Source organism: Hymenobacter jeongseonensis, assembly GCF_015694725.1.
GTDB lineage: Bacteria > Bacteroidota > Bacteroidia > Cytophagales > Hymenobacteraceae > Hymenobacter > Hymenobacter jeongseonensis.
Map to the genome: position 1 here is coordinate 273,970 of NZ_JADQDQ010000005.1, position 25,172 is coordinate 299,141.

The following is a 25,172-nucleotide window of genomic DNA, read 5'->3' on the forward strand; positions in this document are numbered from 1 at the left end:
CCCAACGCGGCCGGTCCCGGGCTGATGAGTTCCGGCAAAGCGCAAACACGACTCGGCACGGTTTTTTCGTTTAGCCCGATTATACGCTGCTTCTTTCTCTTATGAAACGCCTCTTTCTCGCTTTTCTTCCTTTACTGTTGGCCTTCACGGCCCGCGCCCAGCGGCCCACCGACATCTGGTATTTCGGCCAGCAAGCCGGCCTGACCTTCGCGGAAGGCAACGCGCCCAAGCCGCTCAACAACGGCAAAATGACCACCTACGAGGGCTGCGCCGTGGCCACCACGGCCAAAGGCGAGCTGCTGTTCTACACCAACGGCGAAACCGTGTGGAACCGCAAGCACCAGCCCATGCCCAACGGCCGCAAGCTCATGGGCAGCGGCAGCAGCACCCAATCGGCCCTCATCGTGCCCGACCCGGGCGCGGGCAATGTGTTCTACATCTTCACGGTGGCGCCGCAGGGCACGCCCAACGGCCTGCGCTATTCCATCGTGGACATGACCCGCGACGACGGCTTCGGCGACTTGCCCCGCGTGAACCTGCTGCTCATTCAGCCCGTGGCTGAGAAGCTGGCCGCCGTGCGCCACACCAACGGCCGCGATACCTGGGTGGTGGCCCACCGCTGGAATTCCAACGCCTTCGTGTCCTACCTCGTCACGCCCGATGGCGTGAGCGGCAAACCCATCATGAGCAACGTGGGCAGCATGAACGCCGGGCCCGGCCGCAACGCCATCGGCGCCCTGAAGTTCTCGCCCGACGGCCGCTGCTTGGCCGCGGCGCTCTGGCGCGAAACCAACAAGTTTGAAGTCTATGATTTTGACCGCAACACCGGCAAGGTGAGCAACCCGAGCAGCTTCGGGCCCTACGCCGAAGCGTATGGCGTGGAGTTCTCACCCGATGGCAGCAAGCTCTACGGCACCTGCAATGGCGTGGGCGGCGGCCAAACCGAAATCTGGCAGTTCGACCTCAAAACCAAAGACAAAACGCTGGTTGGGAAATCGGCCAACCGCAAAATCGGCGCCCTGCAGCGCGGGCCAGATGGCCGCATCTACGTGGCCCGCGAAGACAACCCGAACCTGGGCGTTATTCAGAACCCCAACGCGCTGGGCAAGGAATGCCAATACGTGGACGAAGGGTTGAAACTAGCCGGCCGGCGCAGCAAACTGGGCCTGCCAGCCTTTGTGGTGGTGCCGTAAGTAGCCCCTTACGTTATTCCTTCCGGCCAATATTGAAGCGCAGAAAGCCCAGCGCCAACGAGTAGTGAGGAGACTTTTCGCTTAAGTACCCGAGAACATCGCGCGAGCTTACCCCCGCCTCCCAAATGGGCGTGACTAGCGTGACACCCAGCGGGAAGTTGGCCCCGTAGCCCGCGCCGCCGCTCACGCCGCTGCTCAAACGCAGCCAGCGCACGGGCTTGTAATCAACCCCCAGCCCCATAAAAGGCGAAGTCAAGTTACCGGAAACCTTATTAAGGGGCGCGGTGAAGTCAATCCCGGCCTCGAACAGGCTGCTGATGCGCACGCCCACGCCCACGCGCAGCTTGCCTGGCAAATCGGCTTTGCGCTTCTGCTGGGCGTCGTAGTCGAACAGGTTGGTTTCGTTGGTGTCAAACTGGTCGACTACTTCTTTCAGTACGTCGTAGCTGTCGATGCCCGTAGCAGTAGTAGCCTTCAGTTCTTGGTCGGCCGCCGTCACCACGTTGCCCTTCCAGGTCATGGAGCCGAGGTCGGTGACGGAAACACCGAAGCGCATGAACTTGCCCACTTCGGCCGCCAGGCCCAGGTCGTAGCCGTGGCCGCGGCCCACCGGGTTCAGCCCCGAACCGGTTTCGTAGTTGAAGTTGGGGCTGCTGGTTAAGGAGCCGTAATTGATGCCGAAGATGGGCGAGAGGGCCGAGTAAGCATCCAATTTCCCGTCTTCCGCCCGGATATCGGCAATACCGATGCCCTGAATGTAGCGGTAGCCCGCGCCGGCCGTGAGCTTAACGCCGGGCTTGTCCACCACCAGCATGCCGTAGGAAATGTTGTACTCGCTGGTCCAAGCCAATTGAATAGCCGTGCCGTCCAGAAACTCGGACAAGAGCGGGGGCGGTAGCGCGGCCGTGCCCGTGGTGGGGTAATACGGCTGGATGCTGGCGGCATTCTTGCCGTTCACAATCACATCGGCCGCGTTGCGGTTCATGGCCAGGTGGGCACTCATGCGCTGGCGGTTGCTGAAGGCCAGCCCGCCCAGGCCATAGGGCAACGCCACGGAAACGCCGAGGCTGGTGGCGTCGAGGTTAAAATTAAAGGCATTATCCCCCGAAAAGCCGTCCACCAGTTCCGCCCTTTCGGCCGGGCCCACCGATTGGGTACGCTCGAAAATGATGCGCTCAAACAAGGTCTTGCTCAGTGAGCGCGACCCCACGCCCAGGCCCAGCTCGCCGATGGTGAAGGAAACGGTGGACTCGCCCTCGCGGCCCAGATTGGCGGGGTTAACGCCGATGGCCTGATAGCCGGGCGCAAAGGTGTTGATGACGCCGCCCCGGCCAGTAGCCGAAAAATTACTAGGCTCGATTTGGGCCCACACGGCAGCGGGCAGGGCCAGCAAAGCGGCCAGGGGCAAGAGGCGAAGTGGGTTCATAGGGCGCGGGAAGTCGGCATACGCTTTGGCGAGGCCTTCCTACCGGTTAGCTTGCCGTATTGAATGCGTAAAATAAGCCGCCGCCGTGCAATTCGGCGCTTAGCGTGTTGCTTTGCCAGCGGGCCGATGCCGCCCGTTCTAATCTATGCCTCCCAAACGACTTTCTGCCGCCGAGTACACCGCCGGCCTTCTGGCCGGCAACCGCACGGTGCTGGGCCGCGCCATCACACTGGTCGAAAGCACCCTGCCCGCCGACCAAGCCCTGGCGCAGGGAGTGCTACAGGCCGCGCTGCCCCACACGGGCCGCAGCCTGCGGGTGGGCATCACGGGCGTGCCGGGCGTGGGCAAAAGCACGTTCATTGAGGCGCTGGGCCGGTATTTAGTTGAAACGTTGGGCAAGAAACTGGCCGTGCTGGCCGTGGACCCCAGCAGCCAGCGCGGCGGCGGCAGCATTCTGGGCGATAAAACGCGGATGCCCTGGCTCTCGGCCCACCCGGCGGCGTTCATCCGCCCCTCCCCCGCCGGCGGCAGCCTGGGCGGCGTGGCGCGGGCCACGCGCGAAGCTCTGCTCTTGTGCGAAGCAGCCGGCCACGACGTCATTTTTGTGGAAACCGTGGGCGTGGGCCAGTCCGAAACCACGGTGCACGGCATGGTCGATTTTTTCCTGCTGCTGCTGCTGGCCGGGGCCGGCGACGAGCTCCAGGGCCTCAAACGCGGCATCATGGAAATGGCCGATGCCCTGTGCATCACCAAGGCCGACCACGGCAACGAGCAGGCCGCCCGCCGCGCCCGCGTCGACTACCAGAGCGCACTGCACCTGTTTCCGCCGTCGCCGTCGGGCCAGGTGCAGCCGGTGCTGCTCACGTCGGCAGTGAGCGGAACCGGCTTAACAGAAGTGTGGGAGGTAATTGAACACTATGCCGCGGCTACGCAGGCAAGCGGTTATTTCCAGCAGCGGCGGCAGCAGCAGCAGTTGCAATGGCTGCACCAGAGCATCGTGCAAGAGCTGGAAACCCGGTTTTATGCCGATGCGGCCGTGCGCCTCCGCCTACCTGCCGTGCAACAAGCCGTGGCCGCCGGAAGGCTGACACCCTTCGCAGCGGCCACGGAATTGCTGGGCTTGCCCGCCGGCGCTACAAGGCCGCAGTAGCCAGCCCGCTTTCCACGCGGCGCGTCATGGTTTCGCGCACGGCAATGGTGGTGGCGCCGGGCGTTGGGGCCGCTACCTGCACTTCGTAGCGGTAGCGGTTGGGGCCCACGTGCAGCACAACGGCGTAGCGCCCAACGGGCAGGTCATTGAATTTGAGCAAGGTGCCGTAAGCCGGTTCCTTGTGGATTTCGTTGAGTATCCAGCTGCCGTTGTCCAGCTTAATTACCCGCAGCGTGGCCGCCTTGTTGGTCGCATTGTTGATGCGGACCCGCAGACTTTGGGCGTCGGGCTGCGTCACTTGCACCGGCTGGTTGCTCTCGGCGTGGGCAGAACTGGCCATGCCGAGGGCAACCAGCCCCAACAGGCCGAAGAGCACCGGCCGGCCGGCCTTGGCAGCGCCTAAAGCGCGGTGTGTGGTAGATTTTACGTTAGCAAAGGACTGGGCAACGGGACGGATGAAGGAAGTTTTCATGACAATCAGAAAAAAGGGATGGTGAAGGATGGGAAACATACCCCTGGCTAGGCCGGCGCAAGGCAAATGCTCGTGTCCGGTTTCGAGCATCTGCCACCCAGGGGCATCAGGGTAAATTCCAACGTTATGCCAATTTTACAACCAATTGCATTTCAAATCATTACCCGATAACTTGGTATAACTTTTCTTTATAAATGTGTTCGCGGCCGGGCACTTGTTCGATTATGAACACCTGCTGGCGCGGGCCCTCCACAATGCCGGCAAGACACTTCACCAAAAGTGACACTGCAAACCGCTCGAAAGCAAAGAAGCCCGCGACCAAAAAGGCCACGGGCATCCAAAATATCGGTCACGAAAACTCCTATAGTCCCTGTTCGCTAGCTGCGGCGAGGGCGCAGGGTAAGGTAGTCGAGGTAGTAAAGCACCTTCACCGACACGGAGTTGTTGTGCGGCGTGTTGATGGTGCTGTTGAAGTTATCGAAGTACTGCGGTGTGGCCCGCTCGGCGAATAACTCGTCGGCGCTGGCGTTCTTCCACACCACGCTCACCTGCGAGCCGGGCGCAAACCACCACGAGTACACCGCGTCCACGTTGAAGGCGTTGTACGTGTTGTCGCGGTTGCGTCCGTAGTCCACGGCCGTTTCCACGCCATCGGGGCGCAGGCGAGAGAAGTCGCGGTAATGCACATTGCTCACGTAGTGCCGCGCACGGATATTGAACGACATGCGGTTGGTGAACGTGTAAGTGGCCGTGGCCGTGTTGGTGACGGTGGTGACGTGGCGGCGGCCCAGCAGCACGTCGCCGTTGCGGCCTCCAAAGCTGGTTTGGAGGGCGGCGTCTTCGGCAATGCGTTCGTTGAGGCCGCCCGCGTACCCAATCTGGTTTCGGCGCCACTCGTAGTCAACCCGGTAGATGAAGCTGAGGTGGTTGCTGGCCCGGTAGCGCGGGCTCAGGCTCAGGGCTAAGGTTTTGCGGTCGGTGCGGTCGCCGTCGGCGGCAAAAAAGCGCGCGCCGTACCGGACATCGTACGCAAATTTCTTGCGGTAATCAGAGGACAAAAAGCCGTTCAGGGCAAAATTGGTGGGTTTGCGCACGAAATAACGGCCGATGGGCGAGCGGCGCGGGTCGAAATAGTCGCGGGTCACCGGCGCGGCATCCAGGTCGAGGCCGGTGGTGAGGAAGTTTTTGGTGAAGGTGGTATTTCCGCCCAAATACAAGACGGTACTCTGGTAGGAAAAGGGCTTTTGCAGCCGCGAATACTCCACGCTGCCGTAGGTCCGCAGGTTGTTTACCTTCCAGAAAGGCTTGTAGATGTTATAGTTCGCATTGAGCGACTGCGTCACGTTGTTGTTGCTGAACAGAATGCCCAAGTCGTTGGGGTTGTAAGTATTCGACTCGATACCGTGGTCGACGCTCCACGTGAAGTTGCCGCTGATTTTACCAAAATTCAGGTAGTACTTATAGCCGTCCTGGTCGGTAATTTTCTGGTCCGAATTGAAGTTTGTGCCGCGGCGGTTCGAATAGACCACCTGGCCGTTGATGGCATACGCGTTGGCTTTGTTGGCGAAGCGGAACAGGCCGCCGGTGACGTTGGCGTCGTAGGTGCTGCCGGCCCGCGTGACGTTGGTGTTGATGAGGCTCACGAAGGAGTTATTCTTCAAACTCTGGTCGAGCACCACGATGCTGTAGTTGGCAAAGGGCTGGGTGAGCACGTCGCGGCGCACGCCGCTGGTGCTGTCCTGCACCGTGGCGTAGACGTCGTTGCTCAGCGCGTTGAACACGCCCACGCCCAGGCCCTTGCTCGTGCGCCCCGAGACCTTGGTGGCGTTGAGCAGGCGCGTCACGCCCGGGTTCTCCACCACGAACTCGCCCCCGCGCCGGCTGCCGTCGGCCTGGCGCTCGCCCCGGCGCAGCTGCCCGGTCACTTGCCCGAAGCCGATGGGCGTGGCCCCGACCCGGCGCGAGTAGAACAGCCCGCCCTTGTTGAACAGCTCCGTGCCTTCGGTGAAGAACTGCCGGTTTTCGGTGAACTGGACCTCGAAGGGCGAGAGGTTGAGCACCTGGTTGTCGCTCTGCACCTGGCCGAAGTCGGGCACGAGCGTGGCGTCGAGCGTGAAGCTTTCGTTGATGCCCCACTTCACGTCGGCCCCGCCGTTGAAGCTCGTGCTCGTGTTTTTCTTGCCCTGCTCGTTGAAGGGAAAGTGGTTGACGTAGCTCGACACGTAGGGCGTGAGCGAAAGGCGCAACGGCGGCTTGAGGTCGCGCAGGCCCGTGAGCTCGCCCCACTGGTTCACAAAACCCGACACCTGGGGCTTCACCTCGTTCCAGAAAAACTTCTGGCGGGTGCTGCGCCGCTGCCGGCCAAAATTCAGCCCCCACACTTGCTCATCGGCTTTACTGAAGCGAATGGCCGAGAAGGGAATGCGCATTTCGGCCACCCAATCGGTGCCCTGCAAGGTGGTGCGCGAGTCCCACACGGCGTTCCAGTTGCCGTCTTCGCCGGTGGCGGGCGAGTTGCGCAGGTCTACTTGCACCCCGCCCGGCGTCAAGAGGAATTCGTAGCCGTTTAGGTGGTCGTTGTAGGTATCGATGAACACGCCAAACCAGTCGGAATTACCAATGTTGTCGCGGGCGCTGAGCTCGCGCAGGATGGAATCCTGCGACACATCGTGCATGATGGCGCCCACGTAAATCGCGGCGTCATCGTAGAGAATGCGCACCTCGGTGGGGTATTTTTCGGGGCGGCCCGGCGTGGGTTCCAGCTCGTAAAACTGCGAGGCAATGGGCGCAGTCTGCCATACGGCTTCGTCGAGCATGCCATCGAGCTTGAGAGGCGTGTTGATGCGCACGGCCTGGAGCTGGCGCTTGGGAGCCGGCTTGGCGGCGTCGGTGGCAGCCGAAATGGGCGCCGGCACCTGTTGGCCGTGGGCCATGTTCGCAAAAATCCCTAACCAACAAACCAGTAAAAAACAACGCATATACCTACTTCAGAACACTAAATATTGGGTAAGCCCATAGATGAGGCAAAGGTCCGAAAGTTGCTTGCTACAGCCTAATGCTTCGGGTTAATTTCGATGGGCTGAAAACAGAAAGGCCGGCATTCTTTGGGAATGCCGGCCTTTGCAGGGCTTCGGGGTATTAATCGTCGAAGGAAACCGATAGGTTGTGTACCTGGCCGGACCGGTCGTGGCCCACCAGCTTGCGGTACTTCGCGGCCAATTCATCCGACTGGCGCTTGCCGTTTACGGTCAGTCCGGCGTCATTGAGCTGCATCTGAAAGCTCCTGTCGGTTTGGCCAATCAGGCCGTCTTTGCGCAATTCGTCGCTCAGCTGCTTGGTATCCACGCTAGGAGCCTTGGGAGGCCGGGGGGGCGCCGGCGCCTGGAAAGCAGCCGGGGCCGGGGGCGCCATAGGAGCGGCCGGGCCATTAAAACCGGCGCCGGAACGTGGGGCCCGAGGGGCGCGCGGCGGCGCCGGAGGCGTGGGCGCCGTTCCATCGTTTGCGTCGCCGTTGCGGCTCAGCGTCATCGTGCTGTTGGGGCCCATTTTGCGGCCGGAAGTGGTTTCGTACAGCTTCAGGTATTTCTCCAGCACTTTTTTGGGCTGCTCCTTGCCGTTCACCACCAAGCTTTTGGCCGTGAGCTTGAACTGGAAATTATTCCGGTCTTTAATCAAGCCGTCTTTTTGCAGTTCTGCAATCATGGCCTCTTCGTTGCTGCGGCTGCGCTCGCTGCGGGCGCGGTCCAGGTCCCGCAGTTCGCGCTGCGATTCCCGAATTCGCTCCTGCAATTCCTCGCGGCGCTGCTCGCGCACCACCACTTCCTGGCGGTCCTGCTGGCCGCCTTCCTGCCGCATGCGCAGCGCTTCCAGCAATTCTTCTTGATTGCCCAGGTCCACGTTCAAGTTCTCAAATTCACTGCCATTGAGGCGCAGCAAGCGAGGCGAAGAGGCATTGCGCTCCGTGGCTTTCAGTTGGGCCCGCACTTCGGCTAGGCGCTTGGTGAGGCGCGTGCGCTGCTCAGTGCTCAGGTTTTTCACGGCACTGGCTTCGCGCAGGGCGCTTTCGGCCGTGCGCAGGGCTTCGCGCTGGGCGCCGAGGTTGCCATTCAAGTTCTGGTTGAGGCGGGGTGTAAGCACCCGGAAGTTGCCATTCAATCGGTTCAGCTGCTCAACATTCAGCCGCTCAACCTTCGGCAACACATCCCGGTAAATGATGGCGCCCTGCCCCTGGCCTGGCTCCAGTGTCCGGTACTCGACAGTGCCCGGTGCCCGGCGCTCAAACTGCGCCGCGCCGCCATTTCCGCGGAAAATATAGCTGCCCACCTCTGGCGAGCCTTGCGGGGCCAGTCGAATTACTTCGAATTGTTGGTTCTTCTCTTTTTTGCCGCCTTTGTCCTTTATTTTCAGCTTGCGCTTGCCAGAGCCCGTTTCGGTTTCGACGCGCTGGCCGTTCACCACCAAGTCGGTCAGGCGCCCCTTTTTGTCCTTGGTAATGACCACGGTGCCGGGGTTGCGCTCAAAAGAATTGCTCCGAAGCGGCGCCACGCCCGGGGCATTCCGGATAATAACCCGGCGGTTATCGCGCACGCGGCCTGGCCGGCGGCGAATGGTGCGGTTGCGCAAGGAGGTGTCTTGCTCCAGTACCAGCCGGTTGGCTCCAAACTCATCTTTTACCACCACCAAGTGGTGGCCGTCTTCTTCCCATGCGAAGGCGTTGGACTGTAAACTCCCCGCATTGCTACTGCCCGGCAACACCTTCACAAATTTGAGGGTATCGCCTGCTCCAACGGCCTTTGGCGCCGTCTGAGCTGAACCGGCCTGCCAATCGAAAGCTGCCGGCTTGGCGGGCTCGGTCAAAGGGCCGGCGAAGGCCACACTGCTACCGAGCAAGCCCAAGCCGCCGAGCACCAGAGCACCGGCCATCAGGCCTTCGGCGAGGGTGGGCGCGGCCGGGCGGCGCTGCACCAGGCGGCGCACGCGGCTTAGCAAGGCGCCACGGCCGCCCATGGCCGCCAAGGCCAAGCGCGGGTTGGCAGGCACCACGGCGCTTTGGCTCCACTCGGCCAGGGCCGTGAGGGCGCGGGCCAGCCGCAGCGAGTCGCCGCCACACAGGGCTGTGGCAGCGTCATCGCAGCAATTTTCGCGCTCGGTGCGCACGCAGTTGGCCAAAAACCAGACGGCTGGGTGGTAAAAGAAAAGGACTTCGGCTGCGGTTTGCAGCAAATTCACCAAGTAATCGCGGCGCATCACGTGAGCGATTTCGTGGGCTAGGATGGCCTCCAGACTGGCTGGCGGCAAGCCCGCCACTACGCCTAAGGGCAGCAAAATCACGGGCCGCAAATGCCCCACCACCAGCGGCACCTGCACCAGTGCCGATTCCAGCAGGGCCACCGGCCGGCGCACGCCGCTGCGTTCGGCCAAAGCCGTGAGCCGGGCCTGCCACACCGCCCCCAGGGGACGCACGCGGTGGTGCCGCAGCCGCTGCACGTAGAGCAGGCCGCCCACCATGCGCAGGCTCATGGCCAGCAGGCCCAGCAGCCACGCCACCACAAACAGCGGCAGGTGGTTGTCGAAATAGCGTAGGCTCGCGGTTAGCCACGCCGCTCTAGGACGCGCGGGGCTGCTTGAAGCCGACGTTGCGGCAACAGCCGGAGACGCCAGTGCTTCCGGCAGGCTAGTTGCTGAAGCCGCACCGTTGGCGCTGGTAGAGAACGGAGTTTCCACTTCCGCCGCAGCCAAGCGAATCGGGCGGGCTTTGGCAGCGGGCCGGTTCTTCTGTTTCGGTGGAGAAACCATATTGGATTTCACCGCCGGGGCGCTCAGCAATACATTCTTCTGCGCGCCCGAATTAAAATAAATCCCAAACGTGATGCCTGCCAGCGCCACCACCGCGCCCAGCGCCCCAGCCGACGCAATGTAGCGCACCTCGGCGCGCTGCCGGCGCAGCAGGAGCATCCCGCCCGCCAGCACGCCCGCCACCAAGGCGCCTTGCCACAGCGAGTGCAGCAATGTCCAACCCAAAGCCCGCATCAGCGCGGGCGAAACGAAATTCTCAAGCGCGTTCATCGTCGTCGGGATTAGAGGTGGAGTTTTGAATTTCAATGTCGTTGAGCAAGCGGCGGATTTGCGCCAGCTCATCGGCGGAGGTCTGGCGGCTGCCTAGGGCCTGCATCACCAGCTTCATGGCCGAGCCGCCGAAGGTGGCGTCCACGAACTTATCGAGCAGCAAGCCCTGAGTTTCTTGCTCGCGCACGGCGGCCCGGTACACGTGACTGCGGTCGGCATCGTCGCGCCGCACCAAGCCCTTCTCCAGCATCAGCTGCAGCATTTTGAGGGTGGTGGTGTAGCCTACCTCGGCTTGCCGCCGGTGGCTCAGGTTGTCGTTGATGGCCCGAACGGTGGCCGGTCCGTGCTGCCAGAGCACGTTTAGGATTTCCAATTCAGCATCCGTAGGTTTGGGAGGTGCTTTGCTCATGCTGGTAAAACGTGAGGTTGCTACGAATTATTTCGTAGGATAAAGCAAAGATGTTACGAAACAGTTCGTAGTTGCAACACTCACGTACGAAATAATTCGTAGCAATACCCGCTACAGGAGTAATAAATTGACAAACAATCAATTATCCCCTCAATAAAATTTAACCTCGGTGGGTTGGCGCTGCGGCTTTAAGCAGCCGGCTCTTGTTTGCGCTTCCGCACCAAGGTGACCCGGGCCCGGTGGCAGATGCCGCCCAGCGGCGGGTTGAACTTGCTCACGCTGACCCGCACCTTGCGCACGTGGGGCAGTTCGGCTATGATGCGGTCGAGCACGCGGTGAGCAACGTGTTCCAACAGCCGAGCGGGGGCCCGCATTTCTTCGGCCACCATTCGGTACAGCACCTCGTAGTTTACCGTTTGGTGCAGCTTGTCCGACTCGCCGGCAGCCAGCAGGTTGGTGGTGATGTAGAGGTCCACGCCGTACTTGTTGCCGATTTTCTGCTCCTCGTCGTAGTAGCCGTGGAAGGCAAAAAATTCCAGTCCTTCGAGTGCGATTTGGCCCATGCTGTTGGTGTTCTGAATTGAGGTGCGGGTGGGTTGGGAGCAGCGCGAGTGCCACTTCCTGTGCTTCCGCAAGGACAAAGGTCGGCGCATAAAAAAGAAAGCCCACCACAAGGGCAGGCTTTCGGGCTTTTCAGCGACAAACTCCGGCTAACCGGCTACAGCCGCGGCTAGATTTCGTCAAAAAATGACCTCTCGGCTACTGCCGCCTCGATGGGCACCGCCGTTTCCTTGGTTACGGGCTTTTCGGCAACTGCCGCGTGTTCCATGCCGGGGTGCATGGGAGCCGGCGGATTGATTTCGGGCCGGTCCGGCCCGATGGGGCGAATTTCGGGCTCGGTGGGGTCTACTTGGGGAGCGCCGGGGTGCGGCACCTGCGCGGGCGCGGGCGGGTCGATGTGCGGCGCGGGCGAAATGCCGGGGTTTTCGGCGGGTGCGCCGGGGCGCTCAATATCCGGATGCGGGGCCGTGTGGGGGTCGGGCTGTTGGCCGGGCTTGGGGTTGTAAGCCAGCGGCTGGCTGATTTCAGCTTTGATTTCGGACTGGGCCGCGCGGGCGGCTGGCTCCGAAACGGGCCGCTCGGCAGCAAACGTGGCGGGGGCCGCCGCGGCTACGGCAGCAGCCGAAGAAATGGCGGAGGAAGAAGTAACCTGCATGGCGGGAATGGGCTCAGGAATGGGTTCAGCGACCGGTTCTTTCGGGCGCTCTACCTGTACGCGCGCGGCCCGCGAAAGGATGGCCGCCGTGCTGCCTTTGGGCCGGTTGCGGGCTTTCTCCACCTTGTCCAGGGCGTCGGAAGCGAGGTGGTGCAGGTCGCGGGCCAGGCTGTCGAGCTGTTGCTCCAAGCGCTGGCACTCCTGGCCCAGGCCGGTTACTTCGCGCTGCATTTCTGACACCGTTTTTTCGGCCTGCTGGTAGGCTTCGTCCACCACGGTGCGGGCGCGCAGGCGGGCCTCGTTCAGGAGCTGTTCGGCCTGAAACTGGGCTTCGCGAATGCGCAAATCGGCCTCGCGCTGGGCCTGCTCGGTGATGTTGTTACCGGTGTCTTCGGCGGTTTTGAGGGTGCGGTAGAGGCTGCTTTCTACTTCGCGCATCTTCTGCACATCTTGCTGGGCGTGCTCGAGCTTGAGGCGCAGCTCGCGGTTTTCGTCGCCCAGCCGCTCCCACTGCTGCGAAATCGTATTCAGAAACGCCTGCACCTCGTCTTTATCAACCCCGCGGAAGGATTTTTCAAACGTTTTCTGGCGGATATCGAGGGCGGTGATTTTCATTTTAATTAACAGTTTTCGGTTCGCAGGCAGCCGCGAATTCAGGGTATTAAACAATATAACGGTCCACGCTGCTTACTCAGGCCTCACCGCTCCCGGATAATTGCCATACGGCCAGGCTGCGGTCGTCGCTACACGAAACTAGCCGGTTTTCGGTGCCCGGCCAAACCACCCGGTTCACGGAAGTACCGTGCCCGGCCGAGCGCGCACGGTCGAGCACGCGCAGCAAGGTCATGGTGGCTGCATCCCAAAGCTTAATGCTCTTATCGAGGCTGCACGAGGCCAGGTAACGCCCGTCCGGACTAAAAGCCAGGTGGTTGATGGTGTACATGTGGGCCGGCACAGTGCTGGCCAGCGCGTAGCCCGTGGCCACATCCCAGCTGCGAATTTGCGCATCGCGCCCGGCCGTAAAAAGCTGCGTCCCGTCGGGAGAATAGGCCACCGAAAAAACCGAATTGGTGCTTTCGCCCAGCGTGAATCTGGTTTCCAGCGAATCCAGGTCCAGAATTCGGGTGAGCGTGTCGGAGCTGCCCACGGCTAATTCGCCGCGCCCCTCGTGCAGGGCTAGGCTGCGCAGGCTTTTGTTGGTGAGGCGGAGGAGTTTTTCTAATTTGAAAGCCGGCGCGCTCAAAACCGCCAGGGTGCCGTCGCCCAGCCCCACATACAGGCGCTGGCGGCTTTCGGAAAACACCATTTCGAAGATGGCTACCGGCGGTAGCGCCGTGGCATGCGCCAGTTGCCGCTGGGCCAGGTCGATGGCCTGAACACCTTGGAAATTGTGCCCCAGAACCAACAAATTCAACGTCGGCAGGTGCCGCAAGGCATACACCGAGTTTTCAACCCGCGCCAGCAGCTCGCCGTCGCGGGCGGGGTCAGTGGCGTCCCAGCCCACCACCATGCCATCGGCACTGCCGGAGTAAACGGTGCCCGCCGAGCCGCCCGTCAGGGCATACACCGCGTCGCGGTGGCCAGCCAATGTGGCGATTTTAGTAACGGGCGGGCGGAAAATCTCGGACATACGGGTGCCGCAAAGGTAGCTTCGCGGGCAGTTGTTGGTTTAAGTAGCTCCTGCCAATACAGTGGCAGCCCTTTGCCCATCCCAGCAACCGGTACCCATTCTGCCCATTTCGCAATGCCGCTTCACTCCCTTCAGCACCTCTCCTCTACCGCCGTGCTGGGCCTGTGGCAGCTCACCGAGCCCCCGGCCGAACTGTGGGCCCAATTGCCCCAGGCCACCACGTACCAAACCCTGATGCCTACTACCGCCGATGCGGTGCGGCAGGCGCAGTGGCTGGCCGGGCGGGTGTTGGCGCACGCGCTGCTTTGGAAGCTTGTGGGCGCGGCACAGGACGGCCTAGTGGTGCAAAACGATGCAACCGGCCGCCCGTGGTTGTCGGGTGTGGAGGCCCAGCCCCTCACCTTGTCCCTTTCCCACTCGGGCGAGTGGGTGGCGGCGGTGGTGGCCCAAGGAAGCCGGGCAGGCGTTGATGTCGAAGTAATTCGCGACAAAGCCCAACGGCTGGCCAGTAAGTTTCTGAGTGCGGCAGAGTACGACGATGCCCGGGCGGCCACCCAAGCCGCGCCCGATACCGCCCATATGCACTACACCCGCCTCTGGAGCGCCAAAGAGACGCTTTACAAGCTGGCTGCGCAGCGCGGCATTATTTTCAAGAAACAACTCTTGCTGAGTTCTTTCGTTCCGGAAGAATCCGGTGAAATCCCCGGCACGTTGGTATTAGACGGCGCCGAGACGCGGCACTGCATTTGCTATTACCAACCCGCGCCTGGCTATGTGCTCACCTTTTGCCACGAACCCAACCCGTAACCGACGGCGCTTTTTTTTCATCATGCTTTACCTTCCCGCCATGTCCTTTCGCCGAATTTCTATCATCGCCGCCATGGCCCTGCTGGCCGGCACGCTGGCAGTGGGCGTGGCCCGCGCCCAAAGCGGCACTACCATTGCCGACTTCACCCTAAAAACCGCCGCCAACGCCAACGTTTCCCTGAAAAACTACGCCGGCAACAAAGCCGTGGTCGTCGTGTTCCTCAATCCCGCCTGCGCCTTCTCCCGCCTCTACCAGGAGCGGCTGGCCTCGCTTAGCAACAATTACCGCAGCAAGGGCGTGGAGTTTCTCTTTATCAACGTCCCCATCAACCTTGACGCGCCCGGCACCGCCGCCCCCGGCGAAGTAGAGCTGCCCACCCTCACCGACGCCAGCCAGCAAGTGAGCGCCCTGTTGGGCGTGAGCAAAACTGCCGAAGCCGTGGTGCTGCAGCCCACCGCCGGCGGCTTCGCCATTCGCTACCGCGGTGCCATCGACGACAACCCCCAAATGGCGGGCAGCGTGCAGCAAGCTTACCTCAAGCAAGTGCTAGATAACGTGCTGGCCGGCCGCCCCGCTGGCATCGCCGACAAACGCGCCGCCGGCTGCTTGATTAAGCGGTAACAATTCGCTGCTTGATTGCGAGCCGGACGACGGCAGTTATTTTCCTTTTTCGCAATAAAAAGCCCCGCCTCTGCCTAGAGTCGGGGCTTTTTTGGTGAGTGAGGCTTCTTGAATTGGAGCGGAGAGTTGGGACGACTATTGAAGAAGCTTTTGCTATTCCAGAATACTCAACAGCACCGCCACTTCAGCGGCTTTCACGGGTTCCTGCAACTTCTCGAAGCTCATTTGCAGGTTGCGCAATGCGCGGCGCACGATGTCCAAATTGGTACAGGGCTCAAAGAACATCGGGTTCGAGGAAATATTGAGTTGGCTGACGTAATGCTCAATATCGGTGCGCGAGAGCACCAGGCCGCGGTTATAGCAGTTGATGTAGAACGGCTCAGCGCCGGGCAGTTCGGGCCGGAACGTGAGCACGAACAAATTGGGCAAATTCACCCCAAAAACCGGCAGGTGCAGGCGTTGGGCTACCAGCAGGTAAATCACGCACAGCGTGAGCGGGTTGCCGCGCTTGGTTTCAATCACGCGCTGCAGCATGGAATTGGCCGGCGAGTGAAAATGCTGGGTGTTGGCCGCAAACTTGTGGACCCGGAACATGACGTAGTTCAGGGCCTGCACTTGGTCGGCGGGGTGCATTTCGGGACGCATGGCGGTCCAGGCTTCAAAACGCAGCTGCTCGATGGCACGGTTCAGGGCTTGGTAGTCGGCATCGGGATACTGGTAGGTGTTCAGCAGCCACATGCCCTCGAGCAAATCGGTGGCGCCGGCCTCGCGCCACACGCGCAGGCGCTGCTGCAGGCCTTCAAATTGCAGATGGTGAATCAAGTCCTCCAGGCGCTGCTGCTGCTGCGAATCCAGGGTTTCCTCCCACGATTCTTCCAGAAAGGGAATGATGCTTTCGCCCAGGTTCTGGATTTTATCCTGGATTTGCTGCGCCACTTCCGGGTCGTCGAGCAGGGAAATAAGAGCTTTGATTTCTTTGTTCGTCATTGCGCAGGTAGAACGGCAAGGCAAATTTACGCCCTTAAGCGGTTTTTGGGCCATTCGAGCATTTTTTCAACGCGCACATTGCCGCAACAAGTTCGATTTGTTCACGGCCAGCGGCTTAGCCGTTCAGCCGCTGTTTGCCCCGCCCCGCACCAAATCAATTAAACGGCTCAAAACGCAAGGACTGGGCAATAAAAAAGCCTTGTCCTGACAGAACAAGGCACTATTGCGGTAAAAAAGCAACGCATCGGCTGCTACGCCGAAAACAGCGCCAATCGCCGCTCGTTGTACTCGGCTTGGTTAATGATTCGATACTTGAGCATCATCGCGAGCTGGCTCATTTTCAGCGCCGTGTCGTGCTCGTTGGAGTTGGCCTCTGGCCGGCCCGAAGCCGGGGTACTGCTGGCACTTCCTCCCCCACCCAGGCGCGAATTTCCCAGATTACGGGGGCGCTGTTCGTGGGCTTCCTGCTGCCGGGCCAAGCCGAACTGGTGCAGCTTCTGGGCTTGCGCCAGGGGCAGATACCCCATGGTTTCGGACATGTTGGCCGTTTTCACCGTGAAGTCGGCTCCCTGCAGGCCATCCTTCAGGTACATTCCCACTACCTCGTGCCACGGATAGGTTTTAAACTCCACAGTCAAGCCAAAATTTTTGAGCTTGCAAAAAATAATGCGCTTGGAAGTGACGGCAATGCCATCGGGGAAGGCATTGAACAACGGCTTGCATTGCACCGCGACGTGCTCAATTGTCTCGCCGGCTTCGAGCAGACCAGTGGTCTTCCCCAACAGCTTCTCAACTGCGTCGCGGTCTTGGCCTTCGGTTAAAAGTTTAACAAACGGTGCCATTATAATAAATACGAAATCCAAAGAAAATGGTATCGTTGAGGATGGTCTATTTTTCCCTCTTTCGGTGCTCATGCGTGGTAGCGGCTACAAAATTTTTACTCTTTTTTTGGCGCTGGCCAGCCCAGTTGTGCTGGAGCGCGGGCAGCGGATGCAACAGCAGGCTGTGAGGAGGATAGCAGCTGCACGGCCGAGCAATCCACTGGCTAATCATCGGATTTATAGCAAGTAGCACAAAGGTGACCGGACGAGTGCCACCGGCCCAAAGGCCAAAAATTTCTTTTTATTTGGCCTTTCACCCATGGCTCTACCCGTTTGCCTAACATTTCCCCCTGCCTGCATTTGGCCCTCCGCAATGCCGTTGCGGCGCGCTTCGGGCAGCCGCTCCTTTATCCCAGCCACTGCGATGCGCTGGAGGCCGAACTTCAAAAAGGTGCTGGCACTGGCACCCGGCGCCTGAGTCCAAGCACCCTGCGCCGTTTTTTTGGATTGGTGGGCAAAGAAGGTGGCTACCACCTGCACACGCTCGATACCCTGGCCCGCTACGCCGGCCACGCCAATTTCGAGGATTTTGGCCGGGCAGTTGCTGCCTGGGCAAACACCGATTCCGGCGCGGCCCAGGCGCCCACTGACATTCCGGAACTGCTGGCCATGGAGCAGCTGGCCTGCCCGGAGCGGCTGCTGCTGGGCTACTTTCTGGGGCGGGTTACGCGCCCGACAACGCCCCACGGCTCTGCCGTGCCCCTGGCCCTTCGGCTAGCAGCGCACCCCGCCGGCCAGGAGTATTTTGTGGAGTCATTCGTCGATTTAACCCACCTCAACGGGGCCTATGGCGAGGTAATAGCTGCTTACCTCCACCACAAGCACACGGCCGAAGCGCAACTCTTTGGCCATTGCATGCTGTTTTTGGGTGAATTTCTGGCCGAAAACGAACCCGCCTGGCGCCAACGTTTGGCCCACTTGCTCGCCCTGCCCGTGCCGGCCGAAGTCCACGCTTTTCCCCGCGGGCGGCGCGCCTTTGCGGAAATCGTTTCCTGCTGGTTTGATGCGCCCGCGCTGCCCGTGCCAGAGGCGCTGCTAGCCCGCTTGCGACAGGAAGCGCAACCCTCGGCCGCCCCGGCGCCCGCCCTGCCCGCGTTCTACAACTTCTTCCCTGCCGGCTACCACTTTCACGTGGCCGAGGCCCTGTTCCTCACCGGTCAGTTTGCTCCGCTGCTGGACTGGTTGACTTTTACCAACGCCCAATTTCCAGAGCTGGCCACGCTCGAGCACAACGTATTCAACGAACTGCTGCGGGCATTTCAGGCTGTGGCGCAGCTCCGTACCCAGCACGGCATCGCCCGCGTCGAAGGACTGCACACGCTCTTCCAGCTAGAAAGCCACAGCTGGCTGCTCGACTATTACCAAGTGCACATTCGGCTCGTAGAGTTGCATTTTGCGGCCGCAACCAACGTGCTTGCGGTACCGCCGCTGCTAGCCCAAATCCAGGAATTTGCGGCGCTTCATCGGATGCCCTTTTTTGAGCGGGTAGCCCGGCAAACTATAGCGGGCTGACGCGGAAACGGTGGGCCGCCGGGCGCACAAGTTCCAGCAGGCACCACTGCGGCTACACCTTCACGGGCTTGCCCTTTTTGGCCGATTCGTAGAGGGCCATAATCAGCTTGATGTCGCGCAGGCCTTCTTCACCGGGGGTTTTGGGGGTTTTGTTCTGAAGCACGCACTCAGCCATGTGGTCGAGTTCGGCGGCAAACTGGTTGCCTTCTTTCACGGCGGGCTTCATTTCGCCTTCGGCCGTGCCGATGGTCATGTTGTGCTTGTAATAGTCGGTAGCGGGGTCGAGGTCCAAATAGGCTTTCTCGCCGAAGGCGCGGAGCCGCTTCACGGTTTCGATGCTGTAGGCGCTGGTGCAGGTGGCCAGCACGCCGCTGGGGAAGCGCAACGTGAAGTGAATCTGGTCTTCCACTTCCTTGAAGCGCGGGTCGGTGCGGTCCGTGGATTCCATGGCCATCACCTCCACAGGCTCTTCGCCGGTGAGGTACCGGGCGGCATTGAGGGAATAAATGCCGATGTCCATCAGCGAGCCGCCCCCGGCCAGTTTCTTCACCACGCGCCATTCGTCGGCCTTGTCTTTGGAGGGTTCCACTTGGCGGCCGTGGTCGGAGGTGACGTAGCGCAGTTTGCCCAATTCGCCATTTTTTATGCGGGCAATGGCGTCGAGGTTGAACGGCTCATATTGCGCGCGGTAAGCCACCATAAGCTGCTTGCCGGCCTTGCGGCAGGCGTCAATCATGCGCTGGCAGTCGGCCACGGAGGTGGCCATGGGCTTCTCCGTCAGCACGTGCTTGCCGGCCTGGGCGGCCCGCACCACGTACTCGGCGTGCAGACCCGGGGGCAGCACGATGTATACCACGTCTACCGCCGGATTGTCCTTGATGCTGTCGAAATTCTGGTAGCTGTAGCAGCTTTTGGCATCCACGCTGTACTGCTTGGCCAGTTGCTGCATCTTCTCGGGCGAGCCACTTACCAGCGCCGTGATTTTGGCATGCTTGCTTTCCTTGAAAGCGGGCATCATCTGCTCCTGGGCATATTTGCCAAGGCCCACGATGGCAAACCCCACCTTGCGCTGGTCGTCGTTTTGCAGGGGAGAATCAGTATCGGCAAAGGGCAGCGCAGCGGCGGGGCCGGCAATGGTAGCAACAGCGGCCGTCAGGCCCGCTTTCCGCATAAACTGGCGGCGCGAATCAGTGGAGTTGGATTTTGTAGACATCAGGCAGAACGTGGATAGTGCTGCCAGTGGAAACGAGCGGAACAGTAGCGGCGTTGCGTTACGGGCGCAATAACCGGCGATTAAGTGCTAGGACTTATTGCTTCGGATGTCTTTTCTCTTGGTCTTTGTTGATTCGTTCAATGGCCTTTCTGGTTAAGACAACCAGTTCGTCTTTTTGGCAATTCCAGATTGAAACGTAAGCCGATGACACAACCGTGTGTTGTTTCCACTGCGTCATTTTTTCATATAGCATCAGTGTGCAGATGTCAGTGGCGGTAATAAAGTCGCCTGTTTCTGGCAAATGGCTGTGCATGGCGCCTTCTACTTCCTTGCCTTCTGCCGCTTTTGGGCCAAATTCAATGGAAATGATGTTTTTATGCAATGCCCGCTTGCTGACCAATCTGTTGCTGTCGTCGAAGGTCAGTAGATAGTCATTCCCAAAAATGACGACCCCGTTTTGTTTGGGGCCCGTTAAGACATACACTGTCTTTTCACGGCCCGTTATCAAGGGAATGATGTTCAGGTTGGTGTTTTTATACGTTTTGAAAAGCGTGTCCCCTTCAATCGTTTTCAAAGCGTTGTCTCTGATGGCGAACAGGTTGGCTTCTTCGGTGGTGAATACCCTTTCTTTAAGCCAAACCTGCGCTGTTTTGACATTGTAGGTGCTGTCAAAAGCTATGGTGCCAATGACTACAGGCGCTGTCGCTTTCGAGAAGAAAATGCAGGTAGCACCACTCTTGGTTGGATACGAGAAATAACCTCCGATATCTGCTCTGTTTTTGTGGTGCTCCAGAAAGATATCTGTGCCATACCAAGAAGCCATTTCTGACTGGTACAACCTCTTGCCTTGTGCAACGATGGGCTGCGTGAGCTTATCAGTTTTACTCTGCCCGAAGGCTGAGAATGAAATAATTAGAAAGCCGAAAGCAGTATATGGCCTTTTCATTAAGCGTGGTGTTGACTTAGTTGATTTCGAAGGATTTCCGAACTCACGGCACTGCATTAAAGTAAGGCAGCATCGTGAAGGCGGTGGTGGTTTCCCCTCCCAGTTGGGCCTAAGGCATAGCCTGTAGGCTCATTTAGGATAATGAAATCCCCATTTCTGCTCGAGTCTTGCCCAGTCGCTTCGATAGTTCTTCAACCAATAAATCAAATCCCACTACTTGAACATGGCACTTTATCTTTTTTACGCCGTCGAATAGCCTCAACTCCCCCATGCCGGCGCTGTGCTCCACCGTTTGGATATTGGCCCAGGCCATCCATTGCTTTTTTCCAAACATACTCCGCTGCGCAATTCCATCAGGCATCAGGACAATCTGATACACATAACGCAGCAAGACCATAGGCAAGCCCAACCCCACAAATAAAATGAAAAAGAAAAGTTGAGCACCGATATCATCTCCATCGAAGTTCAGCAGCCCAAATACCAATACGGATAAACCTATTGCGCTACAGACAGCGCCCAATAATCCGATGAATAGGGGTACTACCAACGTAATATTACCCTGAGCGTCCGGTCGTACATCTTTCTTGGACTGCTTGCGCAAGTAGTTCATTGCCCAAGTAGTTATGGCAATAATGAGGGGGTACTTAATAAAGTCGAAGAATTCTGCCATCCCCTTATATTATATTATCTACTCGTGTTGCTAATACTTCCACCAAAGCACTCGTCTCACACCTGAATAACTCCCACGTTATACGCCTTCTCAATCGGCGCGTGGTTGGCCGCCGCAATGCCTTCCGAAATCACCTTGCGGGTTTCGAGCGGGTCAATCACGGCATCGACCCAGAGGCGGGCCGCGGCGTAGTAGGGCGATAATTGCTCTTCGTAGCGGGCCTTGATGCGGTCGAGGAGCTCCTTTTCGGCTTCGGGGGTGATGACTTCGCCTTTGGCTTTGAGGCTGGCCACCTGGATTTGCAGCAGAGTGTTAGCGGCGGCTGCGCCGCTCATCACGGCCAGTTGGGCGGTGGGCCAGGCTACGATGAGGCGCGGGTCGTAGGCCTTGCCGCACATGGCGTAGTTGCCGGCCCCGTAGCTGTTGCCCACAATAACCGTGAACTTGGGCACCACCGAGTTGGCCATGGCATTCACCATCTTGGCGCCGTCTTTGATGATGCCGCCCTGCTCGGAAGCCGAACCCACCATGAAGCCCGACACGTCGTGCAGAAACACCAGCGGGATGCGCTTCTGGTTGCAGTTCATGATGAAGCGCGCCGCCTTGTCGGCCGAGTCGGAGTAGATGACGCCGCCCATCTGCATGCCGGTTTTCTTGCTCTTCACGATTTTGCGCTGGTTGGCCACGATGCCCACCGCCCAGCCATCGATGCGCGCCAGCCCGCAGATGAGCGTCTGGCCATACAGGTCCTTGTAGGGCTCAAATTCAGAGTTATCGACCAAGCGGTTGATGATGTCCATCATGTCGTAGGGCTTCACCCGGTCAGAGGGCAGCAGGCCGTAGATTTCCTGCTCGTCCTGCGCGGGTTTGGCCGGGGTGGCGCGGCTGAAACCGGCCGTAGCCTGCCCGCCCATCTTGTCGAAGATGTTGCGGATGTGGGTCAGGCACTCTTCATCCGTATCAAACTTGTAGTCCGTCACGCCCGAGACTTCGGAGTGCATGCTCGCGCCGCCAAGCGCCTCGTTATCAATGGTTTCGCCGATGGCCGATTTTACTAGGTAAGAGCCGGCCAAGAACACCGAGCCCGTGCCGTTCACAATCATGGCCTCATCGGACATGATGGGCAGGTAAGCGCCACCGGCTACGCAGGGCCCCATAATGGCCGAAATCTGCACGATTCCCATGCTGCTCATCACCGCATTGTTGCGGAAAATGCGGCCGAAATGCTCCTTATCCGGAAAAATCTCATCCTGCATGGGCAGGTACACGCCTGCCGAATCGACGAGGTAGATAATCGGCAGCTTGTTTTCGATGCTGATTTCCTGGGCCCGCAGGTTCTTTTTGGCCGTGATGGGAAACCACGCGCCGGCCTTCACCGTGGCGTCGTTGGCCACTACCACGCACTGGCGGCCCTGCACGTAGCCGATAATGACGACCACGCCGCCGCCGGGGCAGCCGCCCTCCTCCTGATACATCCCTTCGCCCGCAAAAGCGCCGATTTCGACCTGCGCCGCGCCCTTATCCAGCAGGAATTCAATCCGCTCGCGGGCGGTGAGCTTGCCTTTGGCCTTGTGGGCGGCGATGCGCTTTTCGCCCCCGCCGAGGGACACTTTCTGGAATTTCTGGCTGAGCTTAAAGCTGAGTTGCTTGAGTTGGTCTTCGTTGCGGTTGAACTCGACGTTCATAAAAAAAGCAGGGGTGGGATTTTGGAAGTATAAGCACAAAAAAATCCGCCCGAGAGCGGATTTCAAAGGTACGGGGAGTTTGCAGTGCGAACCGTAGCACGAAGCAGCTCGGACTACAAAGTCCGCGCTGCTTCGTGCTACTTGATTGTGGTCTTTACTTCGGCATCTGTTTTAGTGCCGTTGGGATTCGTCGTGGTAGTTTCCAACTCGGTTTTCACTTTCTTTTCCTTGGCTCCGCCGCCAAATACCGAGAAGTGCACGTAGCGCTTGGGGTTGGCTTTGAAGTCAGTGATAAGGGCGTTGGAGCTGGCCGCGGTGGCGTTTAAGTTGTTGTAGAGCAAGGTGTCGTTCATCAGCTTGCCCATGGAACCCTTCTGGTCGTTCAGGGCGCGGTTGAGGCTGGTCACGGTAGCTTGGGCTTCGCCCATGGTGGCATTGAGGCGGCGCAGCGCCGGACCCACGGGCGCCGACTTGAGCGAATCGGTCAGCTCCGAGAAATTCACGGCAATTCTATCGAGCTTGGTCGTCGTTTTGTTCAGTGCCGAGCTCATCTGGGCCAGATTGGTGGTAATCTGGTTGATGTTGCGCTGGTTCGATTCGATGAGCCGCTGCAGCGCCTCGGTGCTGTTGCGGGCGCTGAGCAACGTGCCCTGAATGTTGGTTTCGGCGTCTTTGTTGATGATGCCGTTTACGTGGCGCAGGGTAGAATCGAGACTCGAAAGCACGGGCAGGGCGCGCGCCTGCAAGGCAGTGGCCAGTCCGGCAATGCCCGCATCCGACTGCGTCCGCAACTCCTCGCCGCCCTTGAAGGTCTTGGTGTTGCGGCCCAGGGTCAGGGAAATGGTTTTGGAGCCCAGCAGCGTGCCGCCGAGGCTGGCCAGGGTAGAATCGCCGAGCACGATGCCTTCCTGCATTTCCAGGGCCACGCGCACCACGTTGCCTTTGTCTGGCTGCAGCTCCAGGTTTTTCACCTGGCCTACTTTGATGCCGTTGAGGATAACGGGGGCGCCTGCGTTCAGCCCTTCCACGTTGGGATAGGTAGCGTAGAAGGTGCGGTCGTTGGACAGCAAGTTGCTGCCGCGCAAAAAATTGAAGCCGAGAACGAGCGCGGCAATGGCCACAATGGCAAGCAGCGCCACTTTTATTTCTTTGGACACGGGAAGCAAATGAGTAAGTGGGTGGATGGGGAAGGCGGCGGCAATAAATCGAAGCTTGATACGAAAGAACTACTCAGGCAGATTTTGCCGTAGTTGTTGCACGTAATCAGGGCTTTTCGTTAGGAGCCGCCCTCTAGCTCGCGCTTGTACTCGCGGAAGGCGCGATAGATTCCCGCCGCCATATACGACTGATTGGCTTTGTTGTTGAGGTAGCGCTCCTCGGCGGGGTTGGTGAGGAAGCCCAATTCGATAAGGACGGAGGGCATGGTCGACTTCCATAGCACAATAAAACCGGCTTGCTTTACACCGCGGCTCGGGCGATTAACCGTGGTGCGCAATTGCCGCTCTACACGCTGGGCAAATCGTAGGCTGTTGGTGATGTAGGCCGATTGGAACAGCGAAAACAAAATATGCCCCTTGGGCGAGCTGGGGTCGAACCCGTCGTAGCGCTTCTGGTAATCCTCCTCCTGCAAAATCACCGAGTTTTCGCGCTGAGCTACGCCCAAGTTGGCGTTGGTTTTATGCAGGCCCATGGTCCACACCTCAGTGCCGTGGCCCTGGCTGGGGCCGGCGTTGCAATGAATGGAAATAAAGAGGTCGGCGTGGTTGCGGTTGGCAATGGCGGCGCGCTCGTCGAGTTCGATAAAGACGTTGGTTTTGCGGGTGTAAATAACCTTCACGTCGGGCATGTTGTCCTGAATCTGCTTGCCAAGGGCCAGCACGAGGCTCAGGGCCACGTCGGCCTCGCGGGCCGACGCGCCGGCACAGCCTCGGTCTTTGCCGCCGTGGCCGGCATCGAGCACCACGGTACGCAGGCGGTAGCGGTACGGGGAATTCGATAACTCAGGAGCCGGCGCCGGCAGCACCGAATCAGGGGCAATCCGGGTTGAGTCGGCCGTGGTCTGGGCCTCCGCTTTCCACTCCCCACTGGCCGCGCCGAGCAGCAGCAGGGCGGCACTAGCCAAGATGACAATAATCCGCACGATGTTCGTTGAAGGGGCGGTAGCGACCTGCTACCTTTGTAGAAGCCCCAAAAGTAAACGAAATTAACCGCTACTATATTTTGCCTGTTTGGTTTGGCCTTCCTTTCGAAGCCAGGTTTCGGCCGTGGCCGCGCCTTATAGCCCCAA

21 protein-coding genes are annotated in these 25,172 nt (G+C 59.7%); 5 read left to right on the forward strand and 16 right to left on the reverse strand.

The annotated features are described in order from the left end of the window. Positions 1-101: 101 nt before the first annotated feature. Complete coding sequence (locus I2I05_RS12895) at positions 102-1,193, forward strand: WD40 repeat domain-containing protein (protein WP_196282662.1); 1,092 nt, start codon at positions 102-104, stop codon at positions 1,191-1,193. Between the two features lie 13 nt (positions 1,194-1,206). Here I2I05_RS12895 and I2I05_RS12900 read toward each other — a convergent pair whose 3' ends face one another. Continuing rightward, entirely contained in the window at positions 1,207-2,619 is a 1,413-nt protein-coding gene (locus I2I05_RS12900) for a DUF5723 family protein (protein WP_196282663.1), read from the reverse strand. 145 nt (positions 2,620-2,764) lie between these two features. On the opposite strand from I2I05_RS12900, the gene meaB reads away from it, so the two are divergent. Further along, positions 2,765-3,769 carry a methylmalonyl Co-A mutase-associated GTPase MeaB gene (gene meaB, locus I2I05_RS12905; protein ID WP_196282664.1) on the forward strand — a complete coding sequence of 335 codons (1,005 nt, stop codon included), beginning with the start codon at positions 2,765-2,767 and terminating at the stop codon, positions 3,767-3,769. On the opposite strand, the gene I2I05_RS12910 is transcribed toward meaB, so the two are convergent. The 7 genes from I2I05_RS12910 to I2I05_RS12940 form a co-directional block, all read right to left on the reverse strand. Then, a complete protein-coding gene (locus tag I2I05_RS12910) occupies positions 3,753-4,241 on the reverse strand; it encodes a hypothetical protein (protein ID WP_196282665.1) in 489 nt (162 codons plus the stop codon). The genes meaB and I2I05_RS12910 overlap by 17 nt on opposite strands. Before the next feature lie 377 nt (positions 4,242-4,618). Further along, positions 4,619-7,174 (reverse strand): DUF5916 domain-containing protein, encoded by a 2,556-nt coding sequence (locus I2I05_RS12915; RefSeq protein WP_196282666.1) that lies wholly within the window; start codon positions 7,172-7,174, stop codon positions 4,619-4,621. Between the two features lie 205 nt (positions 7,175-7,379). Next, positions 7,380-10,307 (reverse strand): M56 family metallopeptidase, encoded by a 2,928-nt coding sequence (locus I2I05_RS22150; RefSeq protein ID WP_196282667.1) that lies wholly within the window; start codon positions 10,305-10,307, stop codon positions 7,380-7,382. Then, positions 10,294-10,716, reverse strand: a complete 423-nt coding sequence (locus I2I05_RS12925) for a BlaI/MecI/CopY family transcriptional regulator (protein WP_196282668.1) — start codon at positions 10,714-10,716, stop codon at positions 10,294-10,296. Before I2I05_RS12925 ends, I2I05_RS22150 begins: the two co-directional genes overlap by 14 nt. A gap of 188 nt (positions 10,717-10,904) precedes the next feature. Beyond that, the gene (gene folB / locus I2I05_RS12930; protein WP_196282669.1) at positions 10,905-11,279 is read right to left on the reverse strand and encodes a dihydroneopterin aldolase; all 375 of its coding nucleotides are present in this window, start codon (positions 11,277-11,279) and stop codon (positions 10,905-10,907) included. Positions 11,280-11,446: 167 nt separating this feature from the next. Further along, positions 11,447-12,547, reverse strand: coding sequence for a DivIVA domain-containing protein (locus I2I05_RS12935; protein ID WP_196282670.1), 1,101 nt, complete (start codon positions 12,545-12,547; stop codon positions 11,447-11,449). A gap of 76 nt (positions 12,548-12,623) precedes the next feature. Further along, a complete protein-coding gene (locus tag I2I05_RS12940; RefSeq protein WP_196282671.1) occupies positions 12,624-13,562 on the reverse strand; it encodes a WD40 repeat domain-containing protein in 939 nt (312 codons plus the stop codon). A gap of 114 nt (positions 13,563-13,676) precedes the next feature. Between I2I05_RS12940 and I2I05_RS12945 the strand changes: the two genes are divergently transcribed. Further along, on the forward strand, positions 13,677-14,369 hold the full coding sequence (locus tag I2I05_RS12945) for a 4'-phosphopantetheinyl transferase family protein (RefSeq protein ID WP_196282672.1): 693 nt from the start codon (positions 13,677-13,679) through the stop codon (positions 14,367-14,369). A 40-nt stretch (positions 14,370-14,409) separates the two neighbouring features. Next, on the forward strand, positions 14,410-14,991 hold the full coding sequence (locus tag I2I05_RS12950; RefSeq protein ID WP_196282673.1) for a redoxin domain-containing protein: 582 nt from the start codon (positions 14,410-14,412) through the stop codon (positions 14,989-14,991). Positions 14,992-15,144: 153 nt separating this feature from the next. Here I2I05_RS12950 and I2I05_RS12955 read toward each other — a convergent pair whose 3' ends face one another. After that, positions 15,145-15,978 carry a transglutaminase-like domain-containing protein gene (locus I2I05_RS12955; protein ID WP_196282674.1) on the reverse strand — a complete coding sequence of 278 codons (834 nt, stop codon included), beginning with the start codon at positions 15,976-15,978 and terminating at the stop codon, positions 15,145-15,147. 251 nt (positions 15,979-16,229) lie between these two features. After that, positions 16,230-16,820, reverse strand: a complete 591-nt coding sequence (locus tag I2I05_RS12960; RefSeq protein WP_196282675.1) for a PH domain-containing protein — start codon at positions 16,818-16,820, stop codon at positions 16,230-16,232. Positions 16,821-17,132: 312 nt separating this feature from the next. Here I2I05_RS12960 and I2I05_RS12965 point away from each other — a divergent pair, with 312 nt between their 5' ends. Beyond that, positions 17,133-18,371, forward strand: a complete 1,239-nt coding sequence (locus I2I05_RS12965; protein WP_196282676.1) for a hypothetical protein — start codon at positions 17,133-17,135, stop codon at positions 18,369-18,371. Positions 18,372-18,423: 52 nt separating this feature from the next. On the opposite strand, the gene I2I05_RS12970 is transcribed toward I2I05_RS12965, so the two are convergent. The 6 genes from I2I05_RS12970 to I2I05_RS12995 form a co-directional block, all read right to left on the reverse strand. After that, positions 18,424-19,584, reverse strand: a complete 1,161-nt coding sequence (locus I2I05_RS12970) for a Gfo/Idh/MocA family oxidoreductase (protein WP_196282677.1) — start codon at positions 19,582-19,584, stop codon at positions 18,424-18,426. A gap of 94 nt (positions 19,585-19,678) precedes the next feature. Beyond that, on the reverse strand, positions 19,679-20,530 hold the full coding sequence (locus I2I05_RS12975; protein WP_196282678.1) for a hypothetical protein: 852 nt from the start codon (positions 20,528-20,530) through the stop codon (positions 19,679-19,681). A 133-nt stretch (positions 20,531-20,663) separates the two neighbouring features. Next, entirely contained in the window at positions 20,664-21,200 is a 537-nt protein-coding gene (locus I2I05_RS12980; protein WP_196282679.1) for a hypothetical protein, read from the reverse strand. 56 nt (positions 21,201-21,256) lie between these two features. After that, complete coding sequence (locus I2I05_RS12985; RefSeq protein WP_196282680.1) at positions 21,257-22,885, reverse strand: acyl-CoA carboxylase subunit beta; 1,629 nt, start codon at positions 22,883-22,885, stop codon at positions 21,257-21,259. Positions 22,886-23,022: 137 nt separating this feature from the next. Beyond that, the gene (locus tag I2I05_RS12990) at positions 23,023-24,042 is read right to left on the reverse strand and encodes an MlaD family protein (RefSeq protein WP_196282681.1); all 1,020 of its coding nucleotides are present in this window, start codon (positions 24,040-24,042) and stop codon (positions 23,023-23,025) included. Between the two features lie 119 nt (positions 24,043-24,161). Continuing rightward, complete coding sequence (locus tag I2I05_RS12995) at positions 24,162-25,025, reverse strand: N-acetylmuramoyl-L-alanine amidase family protein (protein ID WP_317192351.1); 864 nt, start codon at positions 25,023-25,025, stop codon at positions 24,162-24,164. Positions 25,026-25,172: the final 147 nt, after the last annotated feature.

Bases quoted from the DNA above. Each gene is read 5' to 3' on its own strand.
- I2I05_RS12895 (WP_196282662.1), top strand. From the start codon at position 102: ATGAAACGCCTCTTTCTCGCTTTTCTTCCTTTACTGTTGGCCTTCACG.
- I2I05_RS12900 (WP_196282663.1), bottom strand. From the start codon at position 2,619: ATGAACCCACTTCGCCTCTTGCCCCTGGCCGCTTTGCTGGCCCTGCCC.
- meaB (WP_196282664.1), top strand. From the start codon at position 2,765: ATGCCTCCCAAACGACTTTCTGCCGCCGAGTACACCGCCGGCCTTCTG.
- I2I05_RS12910 (WP_196282665.1), bottom strand. From the start codon at position 4,241: ATGAAAACTTCCTTCATCCGTCCCGTTGCCCAGTCCTTTGCTAACGTA.
- I2I05_RS12915 (WP_196282666.1), bottom strand. From the start codon at position 7,174: ATGGCCCACGGCCAACAGGTGCCGGCGCCCATTTCGGCTGCCACCGAC.
- I2I05_RS22150 (WP_196282667.1), bottom strand. From the start codon at position 10,307: ATGAACGCGCTTGAGAATTTCGTTTCGCCCGCGCTGATGCGGGCTTTG.
- I2I05_RS12925 (WP_196282668.1), bottom strand. From the start codon at position 10,716: ATGAGCAAAGCACCTCCCAAACCTACGGATGCTGAATTGGAAATCCTA.
- folB (WP_196282669.1), bottom strand. From the start codon at position 11,279: ATGGGCCAAATCGCACTCGAAGGACTGGAATTTTTTGCCTTCCACGGC.
- I2I05_RS12935 (WP_196282670.1), bottom strand. From the start codon at position 12,547: ATGAAAATCACCGCCCTCGATATCCGCCAGAAAACGTTTGAAAAATCC.
- I2I05_RS12940 (WP_196282671.1), bottom strand. From the start codon at position 13,562: ATGTCCGAGATTTTCCGCCCGCCCGTTACTAAAATCGCCACATTGGCT.
- I2I05_RS12945 (WP_196282672.1), top strand. From the start codon at position 13,677: ATGCCGCTTCACTCCCTTCAGCACCTCTCCTCTACCGCCGTGCTGGGC.
- I2I05_RS12950 (WP_196282673.1), top strand. From the start codon at position 14,410: ATGTCCTTTCGCCGAATTTCTATCATCGCCGCCATGGCCCTGCTGGCC.
- I2I05_RS12955 (WP_196282674.1), bottom strand. From the start codon at position 15,978: ATGACGAACAAAGAAATCAAAGCTCTTATTTCCCTGCTCGACGACCCG.
- I2I05_RS12960 (WP_196282675.1), bottom strand. From the start codon at position 16,820: ATGGCACCGTTTGTTAAACTTTTAACCGAAGGCCAAGACCGCGACGCA.
- I2I05_RS12970 (WP_196282677.1), bottom strand. From the start codon at position 19,584: ATGTCTACAAAATCCAACTCCACTGATTCGCGCCGCCAGTTTATGCGG.
- I2I05_RS12975 (WP_196282678.1), bottom strand. From the start codon at position 20,530: ATGAAAAGGCCATATACTGCTTTCGGCTTTCTAATTATTTCATTCTCA.
- I2I05_RS12980 (WP_196282679.1), bottom strand. From the start codon at position 21,200: ATGGCAGAATTCTTCGACTTTATTAAGTACCCCCTCATTATTGCCATA.
- I2I05_RS12985 (WP_196282680.1), bottom strand. From the start codon at position 22,885: ATGAACGTCGAGTTCAACCGCAACGAAGACCAACTCAAGCAACTCAGC.